This window comes from Leptothoe sp. ISB3NOV94-8A (genome assembly GCF_043421595.1).
Taxonomy (GTDB): Bacteria; Cyanobacteriota; Cyanobacteriia; order Phormidesmidales; family Phormidesmidaceae; genus Leptothoe; species Leptothoe turfae.
On record NZ_JAXSQW010000001.1, the window covers coordinates 2,378,605 to 2,402,787 of the forward strand.

Below are 24,183 nucleotides of genomic sequence, written 5' to 3' on the forward strand. Positions count from 1 at the left end.
AATGTGCTACATATAACTAAATCGTTAATGAGTCACATTCATGAGACTGGATCGCTTTCAATGGGGTCTATCCGTTTATCGATGTCATGGTGCCCTTTCCCCTTGGGCTGAGCTAGAGGCCTATCGGCAAATGCTGATGGATGTAAGGGGCGTGACGGAAAGTGCGATCGCAAACGGTCTATCGTTAGAGGCGTTTTTAGCCTCAGATCTGACCACTGGCTATGATCCCATCTGGGGCCAGGGCTTTTTATCCCCTGAATAATTCCAGACAATTGTTTACCAAAGCTTCGCAGAATAGACGCAGCCGATTTTAGAATGCGGATAGCACAATAGGGAATGAGTAGAGTTAATCGGCTCACTAACTAAACGTTCATTAGGAGGTTACAAATGCATAATCGCCATGTTGTAGCTGGTGTTCTGATGATGACCACGGTGGGCAGCTTAGCCTATCCGGCCCATGGGCAACTTGAGCACACCCAGCTGGCAGTAGAGATCAGTGGTGTCAATACCCCCCAAGGACAGGTCTGCCTTAACCTCTTTAATAGCAGCGATGGATTTCCTGGGGATCGAGAAGAGGCCCTGGAAAGCCTATGTTTAACGCTGACAGAGGACTCCCCCCCCGTAGCCACCTTTGAGAATCTGGCCCCTGGTAGCTATGCGGTTTCAGTCTTCCATGATGCTAACAACGACAATGAGTTTAACCGCAACTTTGTCGGCATGCCTGCCGAGGGGTTTGGATTTTCCAGAAACCCAGAAGCGCTAACCGGGCCACCTGAATTTGGAGACGCTGTGTTTTTGGTAGCAGGCGCAGAAAACAGGATCGAGGTTGAACTCAGCTATTTTTAAGGCAACTTCTAGATAAATTAAACTTATCCCCCTGATTTTAAGGGGGGGTGAGGCAGATTCTAAGAATTCAAACAGCTTGCTTAGATAAAATATTGAGGGCATATACCCTGGGTGTATCATCACCAGGGTATATCACCACCAGTAACTCGATATTTTAGAGTCTGTTATGAGTGACGTTTACGATGCCTTTATTTCGTATGGTCGTGCTGACAGTAAGGCATTTGTTGTCAACCTGGGTAAACGGCTGACGGATGCTGGCTATCGCATCTGGTGTGATTTTAACGATATCCCCCTGGCCGTAGATTTTCAGAACCAGATCGACAGCGGCATTGAAAAATCCCATAATTTTCTCTTTATTATTTCACCCCACTCCGTCAACTCAGACTATTGTAGTAAAGAAATTGAAATTGCCCTGCGTCATCAAAAACGGATTATCCCCATATTGCACGTAGAGCAGATTAATCGAGAAATCTGGCAACAGCGAAATCCCCACGGCGGCGATGCACAATGGCAAGATTATCAGGCCAGGGGACTGCATTCTAGCTTTCCCAACATGAACACCCAGATTGGGAAAATCAATTGGGTTTACATGCGGCCAGAGCAAGATGAGTTTGAAAAATCTTTAACGGACCTCCATCAGATTTTCCATCGTCATCAAGACTATGTGGAGAATCACACTCACTTCTTAAATCAGGCCCTTGGGTGGGAGCGACAACAAAAGCAAACGGAGTTTTTACTATTAGGAGAAAAACGACAGCTAGCAGAAACCTGGCTGAAACAACGGTTTAAAGACGAACAGGCTCCCTGTGAGCCCACCGACTTGCATTGTGAGTTCATTACTGAAAGCATTAAAAATGCTAACAACATGATGACTCAGGTGTTTTTGGCCTATGCCCAGGCGGATGCCAACGTTATGGACAACATTCGGCGATCGCTGCGACGTCAGGGGTTTACGGTTTGGAGTAATCAGACGGATATCGCCACAGGAGAGGCCTTTAAACGGGCTGTGGATCGGGGCATTGAAGAAGCTGATTCCATGGTGTATCTGCTGTCGCCCGATTCTCTTCGGTCCAAATATTGCCAGTATGAATTGAAGTATGCCCTGACCCTTCACAAGCGAATTATTCCTATTTTAGTCAGGCCCCTGGGGTCCGCTGAGAGCCCACCGGAACTGGCCTCACTGCAATATATCGATTTAACGGATAACTTAAATCAAGACGATTATCAGCTGGACGAAAACGGGTTGATTAAGACCCTTAACCAGGATGCGGTTTATTATAACCAGCACAAAATTCTCTTGACCAAAGCCTTAAAGTGGAAACGGCAACAGGAGAATCCTAGTGTGTTGCTGCGGGGCTATGATCTAAGCCATGCAGAGGCCTGGTTAAAAACAGCGACTGGGCGAACCGTGCAGCCAGCAATGACGTTGCACCATGACTTTATCCAGGCCAGTTTAGACCAGCCACCACTGTCTTCCATCGATGTATTTATCTCCTATTCCAGTGCCGATGCCGATATTGCCCGTAAGATCAATGGCGCTTTGCAAAGCCAAGGTAAAACCACCTGGTTTGACCAGGAGAGTATTGCCGCAGGTACTGCCAACTTTCAGCGAGAGATCTACCAGGGCATTGAGGTATCTGACAATTTTTTGTTTATTTTGTCCCCTCGGTCCGTCAACTCACCCTATTGCAAATTAGAGGTAGACCATGGAGCCCGCTTTAACAAGCGGTTTGTGACTATTTTGCATCAGCCTATAGAGACGGCTGACCTGCATCCCCAACTGGCCCAGGTTCAGTGGCTAGATTTTAGCCAGCAACGGGGCAACTTCACCACCCATTTTAATCACCTCATCCGCACACTGGATACGGATCGCGACCATGTGCAGAGTCATACAAAATGGCTCCAGCGCGCCCTGGAATGGCAGCAAAAAGAGCAGAGTCATGATTTGCTATTGCGGGGGGCGGAGAGTGCGATCGCAACCCAATGGCTGCAAGACACACAACAAAAGCAGAAAAAACCTGCCGTCACAGCAGAGCAACAGAGCTTTATCACCGCCAGTCAGAATGCCGCTAAAGCCGAGACACGTCGTGAAAAACGACGTATGAGAATTACCCAATCTCTGCTGGCAGGTGTGAGTATTTTGTTTGTGATTGCAGCGGGAGCCAGTGCCATTGCCTTTAGGAACAACAGTCGTTTGGTGCTAGATGAGAACGCAGCGGAGACCAGCCGGTTACTGATTACTAAACCTGTAGAAGGGCTGTTGGACTCTCTCAAGTTGGTTGGCAAAAGCCGCGCCCACCTGAACGGACTGCGTCTTTCTGTGCGCTCTACCCTGCGAAATGCCATGGGTGCGACGGTGGAAAAAAACCGATTGCTAGGGCATCAAGATGCGGTTTGGGCAGCGGTGTATAGCCCAGACGGGGAGATCATTGCCAGCGGCGGCTTCGATGCTGTTATTCGACTGTGGGACAAAGACGGCAATGTGATTGGTCAACCCTTTGCAGGCCATACGGATGATATTTGGTCCATAGCGTTTAGTCCAGACGGTGAAACCATTGCCAGTGCCAGTTCTGATCAAACGGTACGGCTATGGAATTTGCAGGGCAACCCGTTGGGGAATCCACTGGCAGGACATTGGGGACATGTGAAGACCGTTGCGTTTAGTACAGATGGGGCCTGGATTGCCAGTGGTGATCAGGGGGGGGCTGTCAGGTTATGGAATCGACAAGGCCGACTGTTGTACCCACCGTTTCAGGCAGATGGCCAAAGTACGGTCTGGTCGGTGGCCTTTAGTCCGGACCGTACACAAATTGTCAGCGGTCGCGAAGATGGGCTGCTTCACGTTTGGAGTCCTCAAGGGCAATTGTTGAAAACGTTGCGAGGGCATACCGGTACCATTATGTCGGTGGTATTTAGCCCCGATGGCAGCCTGATCGCTAGCGGTGGTAACGATAACATTGTGCGGATATGGGATCGTCAGGGCAATCTACGGCACCAGCTAGAGGGCCACACCGATAATGTCATCTCCCTGGCCTTTAGCCCCGATAGCCGATGGTTGATTAGCGGTGGTGACGACAACACTGTGCGGGTGTGGAGCCGAGATGGGCAGCCAGTGGGACCACCCCTGAATGGCCACGATTACTATGTGTATTCTGTTATCGTTAGCCCCGATGGCAACACTATTCTTAGCGGTGGTGAAGATCAGACACTGCGGCTATGGGATATGCAAACTGTCCTGTTGCGCCAGGCCACCCAGCTGCACGATGGTGCGGTGCATGCCATGGCAGTTAGCGGTGATGGCCAAACCCTGGTGACGGCAGGGGCTGACGGCAAGATCAACCTGGTGCCAAACGGCGGCAGAGCCCTTACGTTTCAAGGACATACCGATGCAGTTCTATCGGTGGCCGTTAGTCAGGATGGACAAACCTTTGCCAGTGGCGGTGAAGACAACGTTGTTAAACTTTGGAATCGTCAGGGCTATGGGCTTGCAACCCTCACCGCCCACCAGGCACCCGTCAATGCAGTCGCGATTCATCCCACCCAACCGCTGATGGCCAGCGCCAGTGACGACACCACTATCCGCCTATGGGATCTGCAGGGAAATCCTGTAGGGCAATCCATTGAAGGGCACACCGATAAGGTGAATACGGTTGTGTTTACCCCCGATGGCCAGCGGCTAATTAGCGGCAGCGACGACCGCACCATTCGCCTGTGGGATCTAGAGGGCACCCCCATTGGCGACCCCATCCAAGGGCACACGGATGATGTGAATGCCATTGCCTTTAGTCCCGATGGCCAAATGTTTATCACGGCCAGTCGCGATCGCACCCTCAGACTCTGGGACAGCAACGGTCGCCCTATGGTAGACGAGCCGTTTAGAGGTCACCTTAGCGATGTGATAGCCGTTACCTTTAGCCCTGATGGTGACTATATTGTCAGCGCCAGCCGAGATCAGACCCTACGGCTATGGGATTTAACCGGCAAGCCCATTGGCAATCCATTAACAGGCCATAATGCCACCGCCAGCACGGTTTTATTCAGTGGCGATGGCCAATGGATCCTCAGTGCCAACAGTGATGGCTTTCTGCGACGTTGGGAAGGGGGCAGCCTGCAAGATTGGGTGGGGTGGGGGTGCGAGCGCATTCGCAAGCATGCTCTTGTAACGTCAGACGATGCAGACATTCGCTCGCCCAGTGCGGATGCGGTGAGTAGCGTGTGTCAGTTCTAATAATTGTCTTAGTGAAGAGCTTTTTAGGCGTGCGATCGCACCTCACCCCCTGCATACCTCTGCTAAGCTCACCGTATCTAACAACAAATTCATCCTCCTCAACATGAGATTACTCGTCCAACTCATTGGCCTTGTCCTGATGCTGCTAGGGATTTATTACTTAGGCAGAAACATCTTTTTCACCACCAATGTGAATCCCTACTTTTGGCGCGGCATTGCGGCTGATGCATCAATTTTCTTGCTGTGTGCTGGCATTTGCCTGTTGGTGTTCATGCCATTGGGATTTATGAAGCAATTAGGTTGGATTTTCGTTGCTGGTGGGATTCTCTGTATTTTCGTGAGTAGTCGAGCCATTCTGAACCCGACCAGTCTTTGGCAGTTCTTTGTTGCCACGGCATCAATGGCGTTTGGGTATCGGTTGTTTGCGACCGGGCGTTAGCGTTGAGTCAGCACTGAATATCCCCTGCGTTCTCCACAACCCTATGGAATAGTCGACAGTCAATTACATACAATACAACTTTAAGCGGCCCTGAACCGCTAAGTTAGAGCCGCTTAAAGTAGTTGAAATCGTTAGCTCGTACTCATTAGCCAATAAATCAGCCAAACAGGATGAGCTGCATTATCTACGGGGTTTTGCCTTATTGACTTTCAGATTACGGCCCATCCACTCAGCGCCATCCAGTGCTTCAATAGCAGCCGTCTCTTCTGCCTCTGTTGCCATGTCAACAAAAGCAAATCCACGCTTCCGACCGGTTTCCCTGTCGGTGGGTAAATGGGTGCTTTTCACGGTGCCGTACTCTGCAAAAGTCTGATTTAAGTCATCTTGTGTGACGTCAAAAGATAAATTACCAACATAAATCGTCATCGAACTTCTCCAATAGTAAGCGTGTGCAGATTTAAATTCGGAGAACCGTTGGTTAGACGAATTGCATAACCGAAAATAAGCCATAGGCAAAACGCTAACACGGGATTCAGGATAATAGAGGAAATGCAGCAAAATTTAAATCTGAAGAGAATTCGGACTCAGTCGTTAAATGACTCTGTCATCCCACGGGCTTGGGTATACTTCATCTATAATGATTTTAGGGAAATTATCTAGGAAACGAATATTTAATATTTGCTTACTTGTTCCTATTTTAAGTAGCCTTAGCAGCTTAGTTCCCTCTCCTAATGGCACTTTAATGTGTGATGTTGCCAGGTTGTTGATTAGCTAGCCAGAAGCATAGGCCTACTGGGAAATCGTCAATTTATTCATCACTCCAAAGCTCTTGGAAAGGTATTCTCAGCTACAATACATTCCCTTAAAGTTAACAATGCTTCCTCGTACAGATATTCCTTACCCTAGTTGTTAAACCTTTGGTCATTACCGCTCTCGTTAGTGAGGAAATGTGTAGGGAGTGAAACCAATACCTAAAATTTCGATAACAATATAGGTATTGGGCAGCTGATTGATTAGTAAGTTCTCTTTGTAAGAAAAAAGAGAGAACTTAAGGCTGTTGTGACCTGATTTAGGGATGAGGGTTTTATAAGGTCCTAAGTCATGGCTGTACAGAGGCATTTCATGGAACGCCCACAGGCACAAGGTCAGCCCCTACGTTAAAAAAACTGAATAACATACGCTTGGGAGATAATTATGGAAAGCTTTGATTACATTGTTTTGGGCGCTGGCTTAGGAGGGCTTTCTGCGGCAGCTTGTTTAACACGTCAGGGCCATAGGGTGGCTGTTTTAGAAAAACACTATTTGCCAGGGGGATGTTGTCACACCTTTGATTTTGGCGATTATCGGTTCTGTGCAGACGTGCATTACATTTCTCAGTGTGCGCCGGATCAGGCCATTGGTCAGTTTCTTAGCTACATTGAGCGGCCCGTGGAGTTTAATTCGCTGGATCCAGAAGGTATTGATCGGGTGATTACGCCGGAGGTGGATTTTAAGATTCCGTTGGATTGGGAGGCGTTGCGATCGCGTCTTCTCGCTACGTTTCCAGATGAGCAAACGGCCATTAACCGCTACTGTAATGAGATTCATCAGTTGCACACAGAAATTCGCGGCCTGACCAACGAAATTAACTGGTATGACCGCAAGTGGTCTGACTGGTTAAAGCTGCCCAAATACTGGAACCTCTACAGTAAGCGTAACTGGACCCTGCAAGATTTGTACAACCATGTGGGGCTGTCCCCCAAACTACAGAATCTGTTGGCAGGCCAAAGCGGTGATTATGCCCTGCCCCCCAACGAAATTGCCCTGATGACCCACACCTCTCTAGTGTCAGATTATGCAGAAGGGGCTTATTATCCCAAACATCACTTCAAACATTTTGTCGATACCATCGTAGAAGCCATCACCGCTGGCGGTGGGGTGGTGCAGCTATCCACCCCCGTAGAACATATTGAGGTCAGCAATCATCGAGTGCAGCAGCTGATTACGGCCAACGGAGACATCTATCACGCGGAAAAGGCCTACATCAGCGATCTAGACCCGAAGCTAACGGTACAGCTAATGCACATTCCTGGCGTGCTCAGTAAGCAAGAAACCAGGCGTCTGACCGGCTATGATTATTCTGCCAGTGCCTTTAACCTCTATCTGGGCTTAGATGGCCGCTTTGAACCAGAGCGCTATGGTCTGGGTAACTGGAATATTTGGTATTACCCCACCGGCAATTTAAACCAGGAATATCAGAAACAACTCGCTGGCGATCTCAGTCATCCCTGGATCTTTCTCTCTTGCCCCACCCTAAAATCCAGTGAACCTGGGATGGCTCCAGCGGGACATCATGTTTTAGAAATTGCCACTGTCTGTCCCTATCAGCCGTTTGGAGAGTTACATAAATACGATAAAGCAGGCTACAAAGCCAAAAAGCGTGAGCTGTATAAACAGATTATGAACAGCGTACGCGACTTGATTCCTGATGTGGACCGCTATGCTCGGATGAAAGTGTATGGGACACCCACCACCAGTGAGTATTACCTGGGCCAGCCCCAAGGCAATATTTATGGCGCTAAGCTGATTCCTAAACAGGTGGGTCTGCACCGTATGGGCTATACCACAGAGCTGCCAAACCTGTTCCTGGTGGGGGCCACTGCCGGTTATCCCAGCGTACCCGGTGTGATAATTAACGGCATGGATGTGGTAGAGCTGCTCACAGGTCGGACAATCCAGCACAAACAAGCACCCGCCAACGTTCCAGAAAAAGTCTCAATATAATAGACAGTTGAGAGATGCCGCTCAATACCAAGCGTGCTATCTAATGCACTCAGCACACTATCAAAGTCTGTTTCAAAGACATAGGCTTCCCTGTGTGAGTCGGGTGAAGAAAAACCCCAGTTCTTAGAAACTGAAATTAAGCCATTCTCCAATATTATATCGTCAAGGCAAGTTAGTCTGCTTACCATTATTATTGTGGAACAACAAACACTACTTCATGTATCTCAGGGTCAGGAAGGCCTTCTGCTCTTCTCTCTCGTAACCACTCGTCATACTCAACATTTTTCTCGTCCACAAGTGCATCAATCCTAGCTTGCCTTTCCGGAGAAACAGATAGATTGTTGCTGAGAGCATCGACCACTTGTCGAGCCATGTCTTCAGTTATATAAGGTATGGCCTCATTTGGTATTTGTGATGCAATTTCAGGTGGTAGGATATCAATTGGTTGCATAGGAATTTGTTTGTTTAAGTTATCTTGTCGGGCGCGATAGACAAGATCGATGATAACCATAAAAATACTAGCAAAGCCCAATCTTGGTTGTGGCACATAATCGAAGGAAAAGTAACTGATTAGGTGGCCAGGAATAGCAGCAGTCATAAGAAAAATAAGACCACGAATATTGAGTGTGGCCATGGTTAAGCACTAGTTGTTCAGTGCTAGAGGTAGGAATAAAAGCCTGGTGCACCAGGCGGCAAACGACTTTAGGGTACCCGGAGGCCGTCGTAGATGCGTTAGGGGTAATTCCACGGAGAAATGCTTTAATTCCTGGCGCTTTACAGTTTTTTTGTGTTGGTAAAGTTTTGGAAAGTTTGGGGGTGGAAATTGTGGAAAATAGCGTTGGCCGTTGTTGGTTTCTATACTGGCGTTTTTGGGATCTACCTCGCCTTGCAGTGGGCTTTCTATGGGGTGGGTTCTTTTTTATAGGATAGTGAGATAGTAATGCCAGATCTTAATAGCGAACCATGGGATTGTCAGTCTAGTTAGCAAGAAACGGGTGGTAGGCCCCTGCTGTTATCGATACCTTGATGAAATGCAACTAGCATATGATCAAGGCGACAGCATGAGTTTATTAATGAAGGCTACGGATTATAGCGCACACACCTATGGGCAAATAGCCAAAGCAATTACGTTCATTCGCGAAAATCATTTGGAGCAGCCGAGTTTGGCCACGATTGCTCGGCATGTAAATCTTAGTGAGTATCATTTTCAACGGTTATTCACAAAATGGGCTGGTATTAGTCCAAAACGTTTTTTGCAATACCTCACCCTTGAATATGCGAAATCTAAAATTGCTGAAACTAAAAGCCTGTTGGAACTAACGCTAGAGTCAGGCTTGTCAAGTTCAGGTCGTTTACATGATCTGTTTGTGCAATTGGAGGCGATGACACCGGGGGAATATAAAGCATCAGGTGCAGGATTACAGATTCGCTATGGCATTCATGACACACCGTTTGGCGGCTGTTTGATCGCGATTACTGATCGGGGTATCTGCAATTTACACTTTCTCGATAATGTAGACGAGTCCCCTGCTGTACAGCACTTGCAAGCAGAATGGCCCAAGGCTGATATTATCAGCGATCAAAACGAGACTGAGGTCGTGTGCGATCGCATATTTCAATCTGATCAGCAGTCTCCCTTAACCCTCCATGTCAAAGGCACAAATTTTCAGATTCAAGTGTGGCGTGCCCTATTACAAATCCCGTTTGGGGGGCTTACCACCTATCAGAGCTTAGCTACGGCCATTGGCAAACCCACAGCAGCTCGGGCCATTGGCAATGCAGTTGGTCGTAATCCGGTGGGATATCTGATTCCTTGCCATCGAGTGATTCGTGGTTCAGGAGAGATCGGTGGCTATCGTTGGGGCTTAGACCGAAAGACTGCACTGTTAGGTTGGGAAGCTAGTCAGGCAGAGGTGCAGCCATGAAGCTATCAAATATTCTGGAACTGTTATTGCTGGCGGCCCTATGGGGTGGTTCATTTTTGTTTATGCGGATTGCAGCGCCCGTGTTAGGACCCGTTTGGCTCATTGAGTTTCGTGTTTTGCTGGCAGGCCTAGTTCTGTTACCAGTACTGGCTCGGCTACGTCTTATGGGAACAATGCGTCGTCAGCTGATGCCCCTGTTGATCGTTGGGTGCCTCAATTCCGCAATTCCATTTTTGCTGTTGGCCTTCGCGTCCGTATCGCTCCCCGCAGGCTTTACGTCTATTTTGAATGGGACAGCCCCGCTCTTTGGAACGGTGGTAGCCTCGGTGTGGTTGAGCGAGAGACTGACACCATCCCGCAAGGTGGGATTTGTGCTGGGCTTTATTGGTGTTGTTATCCTCGTCGGTTGGAAAGCTGTCGACACCACCCCTAGTTTTTTAGTGGCCGTAGTTGCAGCATTATCCGCTGCATTAATGTACGCGATCGCAGCTCCCTACATTAAGAAAAACCTGGCTGGTGTTCCATCATTAGTTGTGACTACAGGCAGTCAACTGGGAGCCGCTTTGGTAATCATTCCAGCCCTCCCCTTCACGATTCCTCAGCAGGTGCCATCTGCAGGTGTTGCCCTAGCTGTTCTGGCCCTAGCTGTATTATCTACCGCCTTTGCCTACATTCTCTACTTCAGACTGATTCAAAATATTGGTTCCACCAAGGCGCTGACCGTTACCTATTTGATTCCCATGTTTGCCATGCTGTGGGGGGCCATTGTCCTACAAGAAGCCGTAACATCGTCCATGATTTTGGGGTGTGGGCTGGTGCTGTTGGGAACAGCTATTGCCAATGATCTGTTCCCTACGACACACTAAAGTTATCAAAGGCCTGGCAGAACCAACTGTTAGTTATGAGGAAAGCCCATCACCACGAATCTTCGGAGAGAGGTAGGCCAAGGAGAAACAACTGTGTATCGGCATTAGTACCAGGGGTACTCAGCCCCATCAGTAGTTAGTAGCTGGCTCGATCTATGGTGGCATAATTGTCTCTTTTGAAAATGGGCAGGCAACTAAAGTCTTTTTAGGAGCCGCAGCGGAGTAATCTCAAACTACGGCTCTAAACCTATCCGTATGCCCTAAGGATAAGGTGTCGTAAAGTGATTGAGATCAACAGTATAGTTAACACCGCCGTTACCGCCGCCAGGTCCCATAACAACCTGCAGAGCATAATCTCCAGACGTGGTTATATCGTTGATGTGTTTGTCAAGGACGCCTGCAGAGCTTACTGCAGCAATCACCTCTCCAGAATCCACAATGCCATTGTTATTGTTATCTTTGATCAGGCGCATATAGGCCTCACCTGTCAAATTTGTCAGCGTAATATCCACCCCTTCGTATAGTCCCAAACTAAACTCATACGTATCAGTGGTGAAACCATTGCCTACCACGCCGTCGTTACTATAGCCAAAACCTGTAAGGTCACCAACATCAAATTCACCGACAAGCAAATTGCTAGCTTTGCTATTGCTTCTAGAGAGCTTGAGGTCATACTCAAAGAAGGTACTATCACTACTGAAGTACTCTAGCTCAACAAAATAGGTATCCGCAGTTCCTCTATAGTTCAGACTATTTTCACCCGAAGAGTACAACTCCCCAGCTACAAGGGTATCTGCCGCATCAAAAACACCATTGCCATTGTCTCTGTACATTCGTAAACTAACATTGCCGCCATTGGTAATGTTGTCAACGGCTACGTTGATGTTTCTCTGAAAAGGGTGATTTGTCGTAAACTCAATAACATCTTTTGGATTAGTGTTACTGAGATAACCACCGCTGTAACTTTTAACCGATCCTCCGAGTGTACCAGCACTGTGGGTGGCCTGTAGATCCAGGTCATAGCTGACACTGCCAACGCTATCATTTACACGATTTACTTGAAGCAAGTAATTACCTGCTGAAGCATTAAAGCTAATAGTGTCATCATCATTATTGGGAGCCAAAGCCAAGGCAACCCAATCGTCGGAAGCATCAATGGTACCGTTATTATTTGTATCTCGCCACAGCGATAGATTGGCATTGTCATCAGCACTAATATCGTGTAAGCGAATGCCAATTTCGCGATTACCCATAAAACCACCAAAGACACTGAATCGAAAGACATCGGTTGGGTCGCCTTGGGTAAGACTATAGTTGGTGTAACTAACGATCGGATCGTGTAATGCTCCTACATTATAGTTAGCCATAAGACTTGTTTCTCCTTGAAAATAAATGCGGCCTAAGTGATCTACATTGATCAAAACAATCGGATGACCGAAATCATGACCGAGTTTGTGTGACTTCTGACCGAGATATTAGAGCTGTCGCCAATTCCATTAGAAAAATAAGTTCACTCTTTTCAGATAGTGTTCAAACACGCTATGGTTAGGAGATGAGATTTTTCTATCTCCTAACTCACCTATGCCTATGGCATCTTACTCTTCCGACACTGTGTCTCTTAAGCCCTTGCGAAGTGTTCACACCCAAAATCTAACGGAAATACTGACTCAATGTGGTATATCACTGGTAGTATCTACCTATCAAGCGGGCAAACTGATTGTGGTTCGTGCCGATGGCAATGTGGTAAATACCCATTTTCGCGTTTTTGATCAACCCATGGGTTTGGCTGCCGATCCTGAGAAAATGGCCCTAGGAACAAGCTATCAAATTTGGGAATTTCGTAATGTTCCAGCAGTGGGTCAGACCCTTGATCCGCCTAATAAACATGATGCCTGCTATCTACCTCGCAACAGTCATATAACAGGCGATATTGACATTCATGAAATGGCCTATATTGGTGATGAACTATGGTTTATCAACACTCGATTTTCTTGTTTATGTACTCTGGATCGGAAAAACAGTTTTATGCCCCGCTGGCGACCACCATTTGTCAGTGCCTATGATATTAATGATCGCTGCCACTTAAATGGGTTAGGTATACGTGATCATCAACCACGTTATGTGACAGCCTTGGCACCCACAGATACAGCTAACGGTTGGCGTGAGCATAAGGCCCATGGCGGCATTGTGGTGGACACTACCACCAATCAGCTGTTAGCACAGAACATTTCAATGCCCCATTCTCCCCGATGGTATCGCGATCAGCTATGGGTTTTAGAATCAGGTCAGGGAAATTTATCAACAGTCGATCTAAAAACAGGACAATTAAATGCGGTTGTGCAATTGCCTGGATTTACTAGAGGGTTGGATTTCTGGGGGCCACTGGCTTTTGTAGGGCTGTCACAGGTAAGAGAAACTGCCGTATTTAGTGGACTCCCCATTACTGAACGGTTACAAGAAAGGAACTGTGGTGTTTGGGTTGTTAATATAGAAACTGCCACGATTTTGGCTTTTTTGAGATTTGAGGATGCTGTTCAGGAAATCTTTGGTGTTTCTATACTACCGGGGATTTATTTCCCTGAGGTGATTGCCTGGGATGAGACATTGTTGCGCAACTCATTTGTTTTGCCGGATGAAGCCCTTGCAGAAGTCAATGTTACAACTGCATCAGCCGAGCATCAAAAACGTTGACCTGTATGCCAAGATCAATTGCAACAAGGTTAATAATGATAGTTCACAGTGAAGTAAAAGCCATCATCCTGGACATTGTCACCCCGATCATTCAAGTCGACTAACGGTAATCCATAATCCAGCTGCAGGCTAAGCCCCTCCAAGGGTTGGTAGGCAACGCCGAGACCTGCTCCCACCAAAAAACGCTGAGAGGGTTGTACATTGGGATTGCCGTTTTGATTCCATACATATCCCATATCCAGGAATGGCATGATTTGGAGGATGGATGATTGAGTGTCTTGATCGCGGAGCACGGTAATTCGGTCTTCCACTGATAGACGAAAACCATTATCCCCAGAACGAACATTTTGACGATATCCCCGTAGGGACTGACCACCCCCAATAACAAACTGTTCTGAGGCCAGTAAACTATCAGAGGCTAGTTGACCGCTGGCTTGTATAATCAGCAAATTGTTTTTATCTAACCGTTGAACTCGCTGAGCTTGTCCTAGCCAACTGAGAAATTGACTATCGGGAGTGGGGGAGCCATTATTGGTCGCGTTAAATAGGCCAGTACCCAGGCTGAATTGAGATTGAAACGCCCACGCGCCAGAGGGGTCTCGCCGGATGTAATCCTGACCAAATTTAATCACACTGGTACGGCTAATGCCATTGGCATCCGGGCCGCTACCAAAGGGAAAAGGAGAACCGAACAGAAAGGTTTGGCCTTCACGATAGGCAAATCCTAAAGAGAGCGCAAATTCTTCCCGTGGTGTACGCACGAGGGGTTGGCGAAAATTAACTTCATAAAACTCAGAGTCACCGCTGACATCCAGACTGGTCAAGGTTTGGGTGCTATCGCTAATCAGCGTCCGTAGCTGCAGCGTTCCGTCCATGGCATTTAACGGAATTCGATAGCCGATATCGTACAGGTTAGACCCCCCAGTGGTGGAACGATGATAGGCCAAGGAAATCTGGTCTCCCCAACCGGTCAGGTTGCGGTAACTTAGACCGATACCCATGCGTACATCCCCCACACTGGGAGGTGAATAGTTATCGATGGAGAGATCCGCATTAAACGGTTTCGCCTCATCCACGGTAACTGCAAGAACACTTTCTCCCAGATCTTCTCCGGGGAGCAGGGTGCCTTCCACAGAGTCAAACAGAGGATTAAGTTGTAATAACCTGAGCTGATCTTCTATCGCCCCCAGTTGAACAGGGGTCTCGGTTCCCAGACCAAGGCGCTGCTCTAGATAATGGGTTTGAGTTTGTTGATTGCCTTCAATTTGAATCTGACCAATACTGCCTTCAATTGATATTGTATTGATTGCCATCTATTGTGACAATGGTTTGCGCTCCATTACTATCCGCTATAATTGATTGGGCTTGGGCAGTTGGCAGATGAAATAAAACACCCAGGAACGGAATTAATAGAATACGGCTGGAGAGCACAGACTTCAAAGCTAGCATGGTTGAAAATATATTCTTACCAAGAAATAATCTGACTGTATCTGTAGCTTTTTCTGAGGAAACTGTTGTTAGACTAAAAGACTAAACACCAGACTTAATCAGGTTTTCTACCAGACTATTCCATTTTTTTAGATTTCTAACCTCAGAGATTTTACGGTGACTGAAATCTCGCACCACTTTCCATAAAGTTTCCCTAACGTACCCCTTCGAGCCATGTATCCTCAGCATCATGAGCAATCACTGGCCTCTAATCCTGGCACCAATGGGCAGGATACAGTCCCTCTGCAATACGCTGATGGATGGTCGTAATTTAGAAACAGCTCGTCAAAAAGACCGCTGATAGTCTGCCCCAAGGCGAATGACCACGATACTGAAGGGTCTGGTACCGCCGTCCCGTTCGATCACAAATGGGCATTGGTTAATGGGTGCTTATTTATATGCTTTTCTCTAGAGTATGTCAGGTCCTGAGTATAAGGTAGCTACCAGCTCCAATCATTAAACCACCTGCAACCTTTTTTGACACTTTTTGAAGTTTCCTTCGTTCCAGAAAAAGTGCAACATGGGTAGCAAACACAGCATATAAAATCTTTACGCCACCAACTCCAAAAACTATTATTGACACGATAGTTATCAGATCAAAGACTGCTAACGTTGATAGATCTTCAAACATAGGTAATAGGCTGGCATAGAAGAAAATTGCTTTGACATCTCCCAAGGTTAAGATAAAGCCTGAGACAAAGCTTGTTGTCAGCCCCCGCTTGGCATTACCTATACTACACGTTGCGATGTCAACAGGTTCATCATTGGATCGCCACAGTGATATTCCGAGCCAAATCAGATACATGCCGCCCAACACTTTGACAAGTATAAAAAAACCACCCATTGTTTCAGCAACAACAGACAGACCTAGGATTGCCAGGGCCACAAATACAAGATCGCCGCAAACTATCCCCATAGCCACAGCAATCCCACTTTTAACGCCCAAAGTCGCTGCACGCGTAACAACCAATGCAACACTTGCACTTGGCAAAGCTGCTAAAGCAGCCATCATTGTAAAAAGCGTAGTGACCTCTATAAGGCTCATTGCAAGGGAATCCCGAACGATATCTTAATACTAACAATATAACTAATCTCCAAAAACCACTCCAATGTGATGCGAATTTTCTCGACAAGAATCACACCATTCTCATGCAGTTTTAGAGGAGTTGACCCAGTTATTTCAGACAGTTAATTGAGAGATTTAAGCAGTCCAAAATGAGCACTAATTTGGACATGGGTATTGACGACAACGACGACAACGACAACATAATTGTCCCCAAGCACAATTGCAGCTGTTCTCTGTTCTCTGATAGTGCAGGCAAGGCACTGCGACTCTATATCCTAAACGTTTGATCGAGTACCTGCACCACTAAGCACAAAACCCAGACGATTAAACCCAAAAAGCCGGGGCGTGAACCCGGCTTTTTGGGTGGCTGTGTTGTGTACCTGCGGGACATTAACGCCAGCAAAGAAGTCATTGGCCCAGACCTATGGACCCGCGCGGCTGTTGAATGAAGATGCCGCAGACCTTGACATAGCCTTAGCGTTGGTCGCCGGACTAGGGGAGCACCGGCAGACCGCAACCCGTTTAGAATCAGCTGCCCATCAGCGCCTGGGCAAGCGCGATGTAGAGCGGTATTCCCAAGGCAATCGCAACCGGTGTGCCAACAGCTGTGGACGAGCCGATGTAGGCGGAAGGGTTGGCCGATGGGATGCCGGCTCGTAAAGTGGGCGGCCCTGAGATATCTGAACTGGAGGCGGCGATGACGGCAAGGATGACGACGCCTCCAGGGCTGAAGCCCGTAACAGCATGGGCGATCATGCCGAGACCAAAGGCAATGAAGCCATGCAGCAGCGGTGCCACCAGGGCGTATACGGCATACCACTGGGCTACCTTACGCAGCTCGTTAATTCTTGCCGTGGCTTCCATACCCATGATTAGCATCAGGATCGAAAGCAGACCACGGAAGAGGGGATCGAAGAAACTCTCATAGACGCTTTCTGGCCGAGTCAAGAGACCTAGAGCAATACCGAGCAGCAATGCCGATAGAGCAGAGCCCTGGAGACTTTCTTGAATGATGGGCCATATCTTGACCTTATTATTTGCGGCACTGCTCTGCTTGCTACGATACTCAACTGCAGTACCTCCTCCCTGCTGGGCGCGATACTCTTGCTGGCCGAGATACTCCTGCTTGCTGAGATGCTCGTCTGCGGCATTGCGCTGCTTGCTGAGATAAACACTGGCCAAGACAATCGCAGTCACGAGCGCTGGGATATCCATAAATGGATAGAGTGCGGCGGCCCAGGGCTCGTATTGCATACCTCCCGTTTCCATTAGTGTCAGGGCGGCGGCGAGGGTAGAACCACTCACGGCACCGAACAAGCCTGCGGTCGCAATGGCATCCACGACTTTGACGTTTGGCAGCTTGGCCAAAGTGTAACGCCCGATAAACACGATAAGGATGCCCACTGCCATGGCAAACGCTGCCGGCAAAAGCATCTCCGCCAGATTTGCATTGCGGATCGCAATGCCGCCGCTCAGGCCGACTTTAATGAGCAGCATAAAGACGATGAACTTATAGACCGCATCCGGAATTGCCAGTCGGCTACCGAGGGCGGCAACAACTCCACCACCAATTAGAAAGCCGAGTGTCGGGGACTGCAACTTCGCCAGGAAGTTCGTCAAAAAATCGGACAAGAAATCCACTAATACCTCCTTCCGCCTCCTCTAACGAGGAATGATTATTGTGATAAGTGAGCTTTAAAAAGTAGGGGTAAAGCGCTTCACCCCTAAAGTACAGGTGTTACGCGAGAACCTGTCGACAGAGTATTCAGAGAGGGCCACTCTCCAAACAGGGCTGGAAGATAACTGCTATTTTGCATTACCTTCTATAGATTTTGATCTATTAAAATCTAAATCTCTATGTATTTAAGTCTATCCTGAAATGCACAGATTTTTGCGCACTCTCAACAAGGATTTGGAACGCAATGTCAAATTCCAATCATAAGTTTTTCTTTTTTCTGTTTGGTGATCTTCGCTTCTGGTTAATGTAAATTGCGATCGCAGAGTTTTCTCAAGGCGACATACCCTTGACCCAAGAGTCAAATAACTGCCATCCCACCTTGTCAATAGAATATTGGGCCTATCCGCCTAGCAAACATCCACTAACGAAACCTCAATTAAGCACTTGACCGAGGGGTATGCATAGCGATCTGACCTGCCGCCGCTATCAGCACTGAAACTGCTCGAAACCTGAGCCCTATTGACCTAACCAAATTTCTAATATCTCGCCGCTAGCCTCCCTTGAGGCCTTAATGTCGCTGTCCAACAACCAAATTTCTGATATCTCACCTTTATCTGGGCTGGACCCAACCAAATATTTAGCAATCGGCAACAGCTGAATTGGTTGGCTTGCGAGGCAGGTGAGATCCACTCGCCCATCTATCCTGTGCAACCAGAGAGTGTTTGTCTCTTCTCGTCTAGCAATTTGCTCGCCCCATCTATACCCCCGAATATGGGGGGTCTGAGGCCACCCCGTCTTTGTGATGGGTAGCTCCACAAGCGCCTTGAGGTCCAATGACGATGCCTCAAGGCGAATATCTTATCCCTAGGATGGGTCGTATCAATCCATTTGCAATGCGGGTAGTTCTGTTGGTGGGGTCGGCTCTAAGGGGGTACTGTAACGAGCGGCGTTTATCCAAGTTACTGAAAGGAGTAAACCAAGACCGCAACCGAGCAAGAAGCTCCAACCGTGGGAGGCGTCTAAAACACAGAGCAAACGGCGATCACCGCTATATACCTGCACTAGCCAGCCTTCGCTGGTGTTGTCAAACTTGGTCCGCAGTTTAGTTGAGTCAAACTTGTTCATGGTGTCCGTTCCATGCTGATCAAATATATATATGACGGTGGCAGACAAGTGCCCGTCGTTACGCAAACACCTGTCAGAAATTCACCTGTGACTGGAGATACTCTCCAGGAGAGAGACTGGATCGCTCACACTTGACATTGATGTCGAACGAAAGACAAAAGTCTATGCTTTTACCTTGAACGATATTCTTAAGTCTATACTTAGATTTGCTTCGACGACCACATTTTTTTTCAAAGTTAGTGAAGAAGCCTTGTTCTCTTACGACCTCAATCGGCACACAAGCCGTCAACGATACAAAGCCCACATCCAAAAGGATAAGTGTTTTTTATAAAATGCTTCCGCTAATCTGAGCCCATCTTACTCAAAAGAGGGTAGTGGATTGGTCGATCTTTGTCATAAACTTAAATATATGGTTCAAGATAAAACCATAGATTCTTATCTTGAATTATCACAACAAAACGCATCAAGAGGTAACCTAAATGACCCAGCAAGCCAGCAAGCTCGTCATCGTCACGGAAAAGTTGCTGCTGAAACAGATCGCCAAGATCATCGACGAAGCCGGGGCCCCCGGTTATACGGTGGTGGACGCTGGCGGTAAAGGCAGTCGCAATGTGCGCTCGTCGGGACAACCCACCGTTTCTGGCACTTACTCCAATGTAAAGTTCGAGGTACTTACCCCAAGTCGGGAGATGGCCGTGAAGATTTCAGATGAGGTTGCAGCAAAGTTTTTCGACGATTATTCGGGCATTGCCTATCTCTGTGACGTGATGGAGGTACTGTACGCGCACAAGTTCTGACTCCAAATCCCTTAGTGGTGCAGAAAACTCTGTCGTCCATGGTCAATGGTCTCATCATGGGAACGTCACCACCTTTAAGAACTCAATCCGAGAGTTTCGAGCCTGCTGATAATGCTTCAAGGTATAGACTTTCGGAAGATTTCGCTGGGGCAGAGTTGTGCGGCTGTGCAGTACCTTTAACTCTTAGCTGATCGTTTTTGCTCAGGCCGCTCTAACGTTGTGTGCGGGGCAAAATTATTGGCGGAGGCTGCCACAATCGCAACCTGCACCCATCCCATTTATAAATCACTAAAAACCGATCATCGCAAGTGAGATAGCTGACTACACTACAGTAATGACAGACGATTGCTCCAACATTGATCTGTCTCTTGGCAAAATTCTCTCTCGATTACAGCCGAACGGTTTGCTTGTACGCCTGCAAATATCTACGGTATCTTACAACCTTTGCTAGCAAAGGTTGTAAGATTATCACCCCTGACATCACCGTTAGCACCTTGGCCAACAACAACTGACATTGTATTAGCTAGGAGCTTAGGGGTTACTCATTCTTCGATAGGAGCGTAGAATGTGCCTTCGACTTCAACAATATCGTCTTGATTAAGCCGATCTACCTCAATGATCGTGCGGGGCGGATAGGGACCCTCTCCCCAGAGTTCTTGCTGAATCTGGTTGACAATTGGGCGATAGCGATACATATCTGTCACATACACCACTAAACGTACTGCATCCCGCAGGCTGGCTCCCTCTGATTCAGCAATCAGCTGCATGTTTAAAAATGCTTGTCGGACACGACCTTCAGCCTCGGGAACCAGGGCATTCAGTTCGGGATCAATCCCCCGCATCCCTGCAACAAAGATATAGTCTCCGGCACGGGTCCCCAGACTCCATGTGGCAGTTGGAATAATACCGCCTTCAGGAGTTAACGTTCTAACACCATTAGGAGATACATGATCGTCAGCAGCCACTGGACTTGATAGTATTCCCAGGGTTGCGATCGCAAGCATTGAAAAAGCAATCGGTTTCATTCAGTTGAGCTTGGTCACACCAAGACGAGTGTAGGTAGTTAGCGAGGAAGACTGTGTACCCTTGGATACAAATCAGGCTATCCGTAACCGCTGAATATCCTGGATGGGGGGTGCCCCAAACATACGGGAATATTCACGGCTAAACTGCGAGGGGCTTTCGTATCCCACCTGATAGGCAGCATGGGTCGCGTCGACGTCTTCAGTTAGCATCAGGCGACGCGCTTCTAACAATCGTAATTGTTTTTGGTACTGTAGCGGGCTCATTGAGGTGACTGCTTTAAAGTGACGATGTAAGGATGAAGCAGACATGTTAGCTTGCTGTGCCAGCGCTTCAACCCGTAGCGATTGGGTAAAGTCAGTTTTGATCCGTTCGATAACTCCGGCGATGCGCTGCATGTGGCTACCGGAGGTGGCAATTTGACGTATCGCTTCACCATGTTTCCCTGTGAGCAGACGGTAGTAGATTTCGCGGATAATCATCGGTGCTAGAAATGGAATATCCTGTGGCGTATCTAAAAGCTGGGTCAGTCTGAGCGCACCATCAATCAGGAGCAAATCGACATCGCCGACGAACAACCCTCGACAGGAGCTGTCTTTGGCATCTGTTTTGAGTTGAACCTGGGTAGCAATATCAGAGAGTTGAAAGGGGGAGAGTTTTAATAGAAAACCTAAATATGGCTTGTCGGGCGTTGCCTCCACGATGAATCCTCTGACGGGTAGTTCAACAGAAACCATCAGATATTGAGCAACACCGTAGTGATAAGTCTCTTCACCGAGCAATATCTCCTTTTTCCCCTGAACAATGATGGCAAGTGCCGGTTCATAAACATTGCATACCATCGTGGAAGCATCGTCTCGAATGAATGCCAGTTGAGCGATCTCAGTTAGGTGAACGCCATTGCCCTGACTATCCGTGTGTCGTGCTGCCCGGATCGCTAGTTCTGCACAGCGACTAGCGATCTGATCGTGGTAAATCGTTTCAGTCTGCATGCTGGGTTTGGACGACTGCAATCGTTGCCTACGGGTTCATTGTAGAGAATAGCTTCTCGACCAACATCTAGGTTGAGAGGATTAGGCAATAACCTGCCAGATTTGGGCATTCAGAGCCAATGTATCCCGACCTACGATCAACCCAAGCAAGCGCAGAAAGGGTAAAACCATGCCACAGGACAATCAAAAAATTGCATTAGTGACTGGATCGAGCCGAGGGTTAGGTAAAAACACCACATTGACCCTGGCCCGGAAAGGCATCGATGTGATCGTGACATATCACAGCAATGAGGCTAAAGCCAACGCAGTTGTCTCTGACATTAAGGAGATGGGGCGTGAGGCAGTTGCCCTGCAACTGGATAGTTCGAATACCCAAATGTTTGAAGATTTCGTCGGACAGGTAAAGCAATCTTTGCAACATACCTGGCAAACGGATCGCTTTGATTTCCTGGTCAATAATGCAGGGTTTGGATTCAATCAGCCATTTACTGAGATCACTGAAGATGGCTTTGATCGCCTGTTCAACATTCACGTCAAAGGTGTTTTCTTCCTCACGCAGAAACTCTTGCCCTTGATCAAAGATGGCGGACACATCGTGAATCTTTCGTCAGGGCTAGCAAGGTTCAGCTTGCCAGGGTACTCCGCCTATGCCAGCGCGAAAGGGGCGATTGAGGTATTAACCCGATATCTAGCAAAGGAGTTGGGTAACAGACAAATCCGGGTAAATGTTGTGGCCCCTGGCGCGATCGAGACGGATTTTGGTGGGGGTGTCGTCCGCGACAATAAGGAACTCAATAATTTCATTGCATCCCAAACGGCCCTTGGACGGGTGGGGGTACCCGATGATATTGGCGGTGCGATCGCATCTTTACTCTCTGAGGACAACCGCTGGATTAACGGGCAGAGAATCGAAGTCTCTGGCGGCATGTTTCTGTAATGCAAATCAGTTTTAGCCACACCTATCCAAACAGCCCAAAACCGGAAAACGGTCCAAAAACAGACTGAACCTTCCGTTGGGCTGGATCTTCAATGGAAATAACGACGACGAGGCCGCTTAGGCATTTCCCCCTTTCAAATCAAATTGTTGCCCTAACGGGCAGCTTATTTCTTGTGCCACATCTCATGACTTTCTCATAATAACTAGGGGAATCACAAACAAGATACAAGCAAAGAGAAAAAATAAACTACCCAAGAGACTTAACACATCTCCCACCCTGATACTCGCCGCCATAAAAAAGCTTGCCGATAGGATAAATAAAGCCCATCCCCAAAGCTGAAATTTCAGTTCGATCTTCTGAACGCGATTATTATGCTGTGACATTTACAGATAATCCTAAAAACTGCTAATACTCATCCATAAACCGTTGCTTTCCAATGCTCCATACTGAACTGAAAAGTAGAGAATAGACTTAATCGGAAATAAAGGCATTCGCTAGCAGGCCAATGGTATCGGGCTCCCATGGTCCCAGCTACTGTTGTGTTCGTCTTTGGTCAACAGCAGCCTCAGAAAACTTCATCAAAAAAATCAATCATAGATTTCCATGAACGTCGAGCCGCTGCTTCATGATACTGCAGGCCATTCTCTGGCATATTTGCACCCTCAAACGTAAACGCGTGTACTGCGCCACCATGAATGTGCGCCTGCCAATCAGCCTTACGTTCGTCCATCTCATGGGCAAATGCCAGGTAATCATCGATGGGTACTAACGGATCATCCCAACCATGTTCGATGAGAATACTTGCCTTCATTGGCTTCGTATCCTTCAGACTGTTTCTAGTCAGTCCGCCGTGAAAACTAACAACACCCTGAAGGGCATCTGGCACTGACCTCGCCAAGTCGAGTACACACAAGCCGCCGAAACAATACCCTATGGCACCAATTCGGGTAGTATCCACCGTCTCTATCTCTCTGATAGCCGCATAACCAGCCTGTAAGCGATCTCGCAAAACACCTCGATCCTTAAGCAGGGGAATCATTAAATGCGAGTTGTCACCCGTGGGATCACCGCGCATACCCTTACCGTACACATCGACGGCAACGGCGACATATCCCAGTTGTGCTACACGTTGGGTGATATTCTCCATAGGCTCGTTCAAACCATCCCATGCATGGGCTACAAAAATGGCCGGCAGAGCCTTCGTCACGCGTTCTGGTTGGGCAACGTACAGATCGAATTCCATTCCATGTAACTCGTATGTTGCTGCATTTGTTGATATTGAGTTCACTGTAGGCTCCCAAAAGTAACGCTACGAGCG

21 protein-coding genes are annotated in these 24,183 nt (G+C 47.8%); 11 read left to right on the forward strand and 10 right to left on the reverse strand.

Annotated features, from left to right (window positions below; all coding sequences use genetic code 11):
* Positions 1–40: 40 nt before the first annotated feature.
* From SPB21_RS10300 to SPB21_RS10315, 4 genes are all read left to right on the forward strand, one after another.
* Positions 41–262: a hypothetical protein gene (locus SPB21_RS10300; protein ID WP_163669518.1), complete on the forward strand. Its 222-nt coding sequence runs from the start codon at positions 41–43 to the stop codon at positions 260–262.
* A 125-nt stretch (positions 263–387) separates the two neighbouring features.
* A complete protein-coding gene (locus SPB21_RS10305) occupies positions 388–846 on the forward strand; it encodes a DUF2141 domain-containing protein (RefSeq protein WP_163669520.1) in 459 nt (152 codons plus the stop codon).
* Positions 847–1,012: 166 nt separating this feature from the next.
* Positions 1,013–5,074, forward strand: coding sequence for a TIR domain-containing protein (locus SPB21_RS10310; protein WP_499866480.1), 4,062 nt, complete (start codon positions 1,013–1,015; stop codon positions 5,072–5,074).
* A gap of 103 nt (positions 5,075–5,177) precedes the next feature.
* Entirely contained in the window at positions 5,178–5,513 is a 336-nt protein-coding gene (locus SPB21_RS10315; RefSeq protein ID WP_163669524.1) for a hypothetical protein, read from the forward strand.
* Between the two features lie 180 nt (positions 5,514–5,693).
* Here the strand turns inward: SPB21_RS10315 and rbp are convergent, their stop codons facing one another.
* Positions 5,694–5,939, reverse strand: coding sequence for an RNA-binding regulator (rbp, locus tag SPB21_RS10320; protein WP_163669526.1), 246 nt, complete (start codon positions 5,937–5,939; stop codon positions 5,694–5,696).
* A gap of 768 nt (positions 5,940–6,707) precedes the next feature.
* Here rbp and SPB21_RS10325 point away from each other — a divergent pair.
* Positions 6,708–8,276, forward strand: coding sequence for a phytoene desaturase family protein (locus SPB21_RS10325; protein ID WP_499866481.1), 1,569 nt, complete (start codon positions 6,708–6,710; stop codon positions 8,274–8,276).
* A gap of 190 nt (positions 8,277–8,466) precedes the next feature.
* Here SPB21_RS10325 and SPB21_RS10330 read toward each other — a convergent pair whose 3' ends face one another.
* Entirely contained in the window at positions 8,467–8,910 is a 444-nt protein-coding gene (locus SPB21_RS10330) for a hypothetical protein (protein ID WP_499866482.1), read from the reverse strand.
* A 439-nt stretch (positions 8,911–9,349) separates the two neighbouring features.
* Here SPB21_RS10330 and SPB21_RS10335 point away from each other — a divergent pair, with 439 nt between their 5' ends.
* Both SPB21_RS10335 and SPB21_RS10340 read left to right on the forward strand, forming a co-directional pair.
* Positions 9,350–10,201 carry a methylated-DNA--[protein]-cysteine S-methyltransferase gene (locus tag SPB21_RS10335; RefSeq protein WP_499866483.1) on the forward strand — a complete coding sequence of 284 codons (852 nt, stop codon included), beginning with the start codon at positions 9,350–9,352 and terminating at the stop codon, positions 10,199–10,201.
* Positions 10,198–11,067 carry a DMT family transporter gene (locus SPB21_RS10340; protein ID WP_163669540.1) on the forward strand — a complete coding sequence of 290 codons (870 nt, stop codon included), beginning with the start codon at positions 10,198–10,200 and terminating at the stop codon, positions 11,065–11,067. Before SPB21_RS10335 ends, SPB21_RS10340 begins: the two co-directional genes overlap by 4 nt.
* Positions 11,068–11,327: 260 nt before the next feature.
* Here the strand turns inward: SPB21_RS10340 and SPB21_RS10345 are convergent, their stop codons facing one another.
* Positions 11,328–12,434: a hypothetical protein gene (locus SPB21_RS10345; RefSeq protein WP_499866484.1), complete on the reverse strand. Its 1,107-nt coding sequence runs from the start codon at positions 12,432–12,434 to the stop codon at positions 11,328–11,330.
* Positions 12,435–12,654: 220 nt separating this feature from the next.
* On the opposite strand from SPB21_RS10345, the gene SPB21_RS10350 reads away from it, so the two are divergent.
* The gene (locus tag SPB21_RS10350) at positions 12,655–13,758 is read left to right on the forward strand and encodes a TIGR03032 family protein (RefSeq protein ID WP_499866485.1); all 1,104 of its coding nucleotides are present in this window, start codon (positions 12,655–12,657) and stop codon (positions 13,756–13,758) included.
* 29 nt (positions 13,759–13,787) lie between these two features.
* On the opposite strand, the gene SPB21_RS10355 is transcribed toward SPB21_RS10350, so the two are convergent.
* The gene (locus tag SPB21_RS10355) at positions 13,788–15,071 is read right to left on the reverse strand and encodes a ShlB/FhaC/HecB family hemolysin secretion/activation protein (RefSeq protein WP_499866486.1); all 1,284 of its coding nucleotides are present in this window, start codon (positions 15,069–15,071) and stop codon (positions 13,788–13,790) included.
* 593 nt (positions 15,072–15,664) lie between these two features.
* Positions 15,665–16,258 carry a LysE family translocator gene (locus SPB21_RS10360; protein ID WP_499866487.1) on the reverse strand — a complete coding sequence of 198 codons (594 nt, stop codon included), beginning with the start codon at positions 16,256–16,258 and terminating at the stop codon, positions 15,665–15,667.
* Positions 16,259–16,461: 203 nt separating this feature from the next.
* Here SPB21_RS10360 and SPB21_RS10365 point away from each other — a divergent pair, with 203 nt between their 5' ends.
* On the forward strand, positions 16,462–16,599 hold the full coding sequence (locus SPB21_RS10365) for a hypothetical protein (protein ID WP_499866488.1): 138 nt from the start codon (positions 16,462–16,464) through the stop codon (positions 16,597–16,599).
* Positions 16,600–16,840: 241 nt separating this feature from the next.
* Here the strand turns inward: SPB21_RS10365 and SPB21_RS10370 are convergent, their stop codons facing one another.
* Both SPB21_RS10370 and SPB21_RS10375 read right to left on the reverse strand, forming a co-directional pair.
* The gene (locus tag SPB21_RS10370; RefSeq protein WP_490796116.1) at positions 16,841–17,953 is read right to left on the reverse strand and encodes a sodium-dependent bicarbonate transport family permease; all 1,113 of its coding nucleotides are present in this window, start codon (positions 17,951–17,953) and stop codon (positions 16,841–16,843) included.
* A 916-nt stretch (positions 17,954–18,869) separates the two neighbouring features.
* The gene (locus SPB21_RS10375; RefSeq protein WP_163696104.1) at positions 18,870–19,115 is read right to left on the reverse strand and encodes a hypothetical protein; all 246 of its coding nucleotides are present in this window, start codon (positions 19,113–19,115) and stop codon (positions 18,870–18,872) included.
* Positions 19,116–19,594: 479 nt separating this feature from the next.
* On the opposite strand from SPB21_RS10375, the gene SPB21_RS10380 reads away from it, so the two are divergent.
* On the forward strand, positions 19,595–19,912 hold the full coding sequence (locus SPB21_RS10380) for a P-II family nitrogen regulator (protein ID WP_006514274.1): 318 nt from the start codon (positions 19,595–19,597) through the stop codon (positions 19,910–19,912).
* A 542-nt stretch (positions 19,913–20,454) separates the two neighbouring features.
* Here the strand turns inward: SPB21_RS10380 and SPB21_RS10385 are convergent.
* Together SPB21_RS10385 and SPB21_RS10390 are read right to left on the reverse strand one after the other, a co-directional pair.
* Positions 20,455–20,937: a RidA family protein gene (locus SPB21_RS10385; protein WP_250565148.1), complete on the reverse strand. Its 483-nt coding sequence runs from the start codon at positions 20,935–20,937 to the stop codon at positions 20,455–20,457.
* 72 nt (positions 20,938–21,009) lie between these two features.
* Positions 21,010–21,927: an AraC family transcriptional regulator gene (locus SPB21_RS10390; RefSeq protein WP_163669558.1), complete on the reverse strand. Its 918-nt coding sequence runs from the start codon at positions 21,925–21,927 to the stop codon at positions 21,010–21,012.
* A 169-nt stretch (positions 21,928–22,096) separates the two neighbouring features.
* Between SPB21_RS10390 and SPB21_RS10395 the strand changes: the two genes are divergently transcribed.
* Positions 22,097–22,864: an SDR family NAD(P)-dependent oxidoreductase gene (locus SPB21_RS10395; protein ID WP_499866489.1), complete on the forward strand. Its 768-nt coding sequence runs from the start codon at positions 22,097–22,099 to the stop codon at positions 22,862–22,864.
* A 566-nt stretch (positions 22,865–23,430) separates the two neighbouring features.
* Here the strand turns inward: SPB21_RS10395 and SPB21_RS10400 are convergent.
* The gene (locus SPB21_RS10400) at positions 23,431–24,108 is read right to left on the reverse strand and encodes a dienelactone hydrolase family protein (protein WP_499866490.1); all 678 of its coding nucleotides are present in this window, start codon (positions 24,106–24,108) and stop codon (positions 23,431–23,433) included.
* Positions 24,109–24,183: the final 75 nt, after the last annotated feature.

Bases quoted from the DNA above. Each gene is read 5' to 3' on its own strand.
- SPB21_RS10350 (WP_499866485.1), top strand. From the start codon at position 12,655: ATGGCATCTTACTCTTCCGACACTGTGTCTCTTAAGCCCTTGCGAAGT.
- SPB21_RS10380 (WP_006514274.1), top strand. From the start codon at position 19,595: ATGACCCAGCAAGCCAGCAAGCTCGTCATCGTCACGGAAAAGTTGCTG.
- SPB21_RS10300 (WP_163669518.1), top strand. From the start codon at position 41: ATGAGACTGGATCGCTTTCAATGGGGTCTATCCGTTTATCGATGTCAT.
- SPB21_RS10390 (WP_163669558.1), bottom strand. From the start codon at position 21,927: ATGCAGACTGAAACGATTTACCACGATCAGATCGCTAGTCGCTGTGCA.
- SPB21_RS10310 (WP_499866480.1), top strand. From the start codon at position 1,013: ATGAGTGACGTTTACGATGCCTTTATTTCGTATGGTCGTGCTGACAGT.
- SPB21_RS10315 (WP_163669524.1), top strand. From the start codon at position 5,178: ATGAGATTACTCGTCCAACTCATTGGCCTTGTCCTGATGCTGCTAGGG.
- SPB21_RS10325 (WP_499866481.1), top strand. From the start codon at position 6,708: ATGGAAAGCTTTGATTACATTGTTTTGGGCGCTGGCTTAGGAGGGCTT.
- SPB21_RS10375 (WP_163696104.1), bottom strand. From the start codon at position 19,115: ATGAACAAGTTTGACTCAACTAAACTGCGGACCAAGTTTGACAACACC.
- SPB21_RS10395 (WP_499866489.1), top strand. From the start codon at position 22,097: ATGCCACAGGACAATCAAAAAATTGCATTAGTGACTGGATCGAGCCGA.
- rbp (WP_163669526.1), bottom strand. From the start codon at position 5,939: ATGACGATTTATGTTGGTAATTTATCTTTTGACGTCACACAAGATGAC.
- SPB21_RS10345 (WP_499866484.1), bottom strand. From the start codon at position 12,434: ATGGCTAACTATAATGTAGGAGCATTACACGATCCGATCGTTAGTTAC.
- SPB21_RS10330 (WP_499866482.1), bottom strand. From the start codon at position 8,910: ATGGCCACACTCAATATTCGTGGTCTTATTTTTCTTATGACTGCTGCT.
- SPB21_RS10355 (WP_499866486.1), bottom strand. From the start codon at position 15,071: ATGGCAATCAATACAATATCAATTGAAGGCAGTATTGGTCAGATTCAA.
- SPB21_RS10305 (WP_163669520.1), top strand. From the start codon at position 388: ATGCATAATCGCCATGTTGTAGCTGGTGTTCTGATGATGACCACGGTG.
- SPB21_RS10400 (WP_499866490.1), bottom strand. From the start codon at position 24,108: ATGGAATTCGATCTGTACGTTGCCCAACCAGAACGCGTGACGAAGGCT.
- SPB21_RS10365 (WP_499866488.1), top strand. From the start codon at position 16,462: ATGAGCACTAATTTGGACATGGGTATTGACGACAACGACGACAACGAC.
- SPB21_RS10340 (WP_163669540.1), top strand. From the start codon at position 10,198: ATGAAGCTATCAAATATTCTGGAACTGTTATTGCTGGCGGCCCTATGG.
- SPB21_RS10360 (WP_499866487.1), bottom strand. From the start codon at position 16,258: ATGATGGCTGCTTTAGCAGCTTTGCCAAGTGCAAGTGTTGCATTGGTT.
- SPB21_RS10385 (WP_250565148.1), bottom strand. From the start codon at position 20,937: ATGAAACCGATTGCTTTTTCAATGCTTGCGATCGCAACCCTGGGAATA.
- SPB21_RS10335 (WP_499866483.1), top strand. From the start codon at position 9,350: ATGAAGGCTACGGATTATAGCGCACACACCTATGGGCAAATAGCCAAA.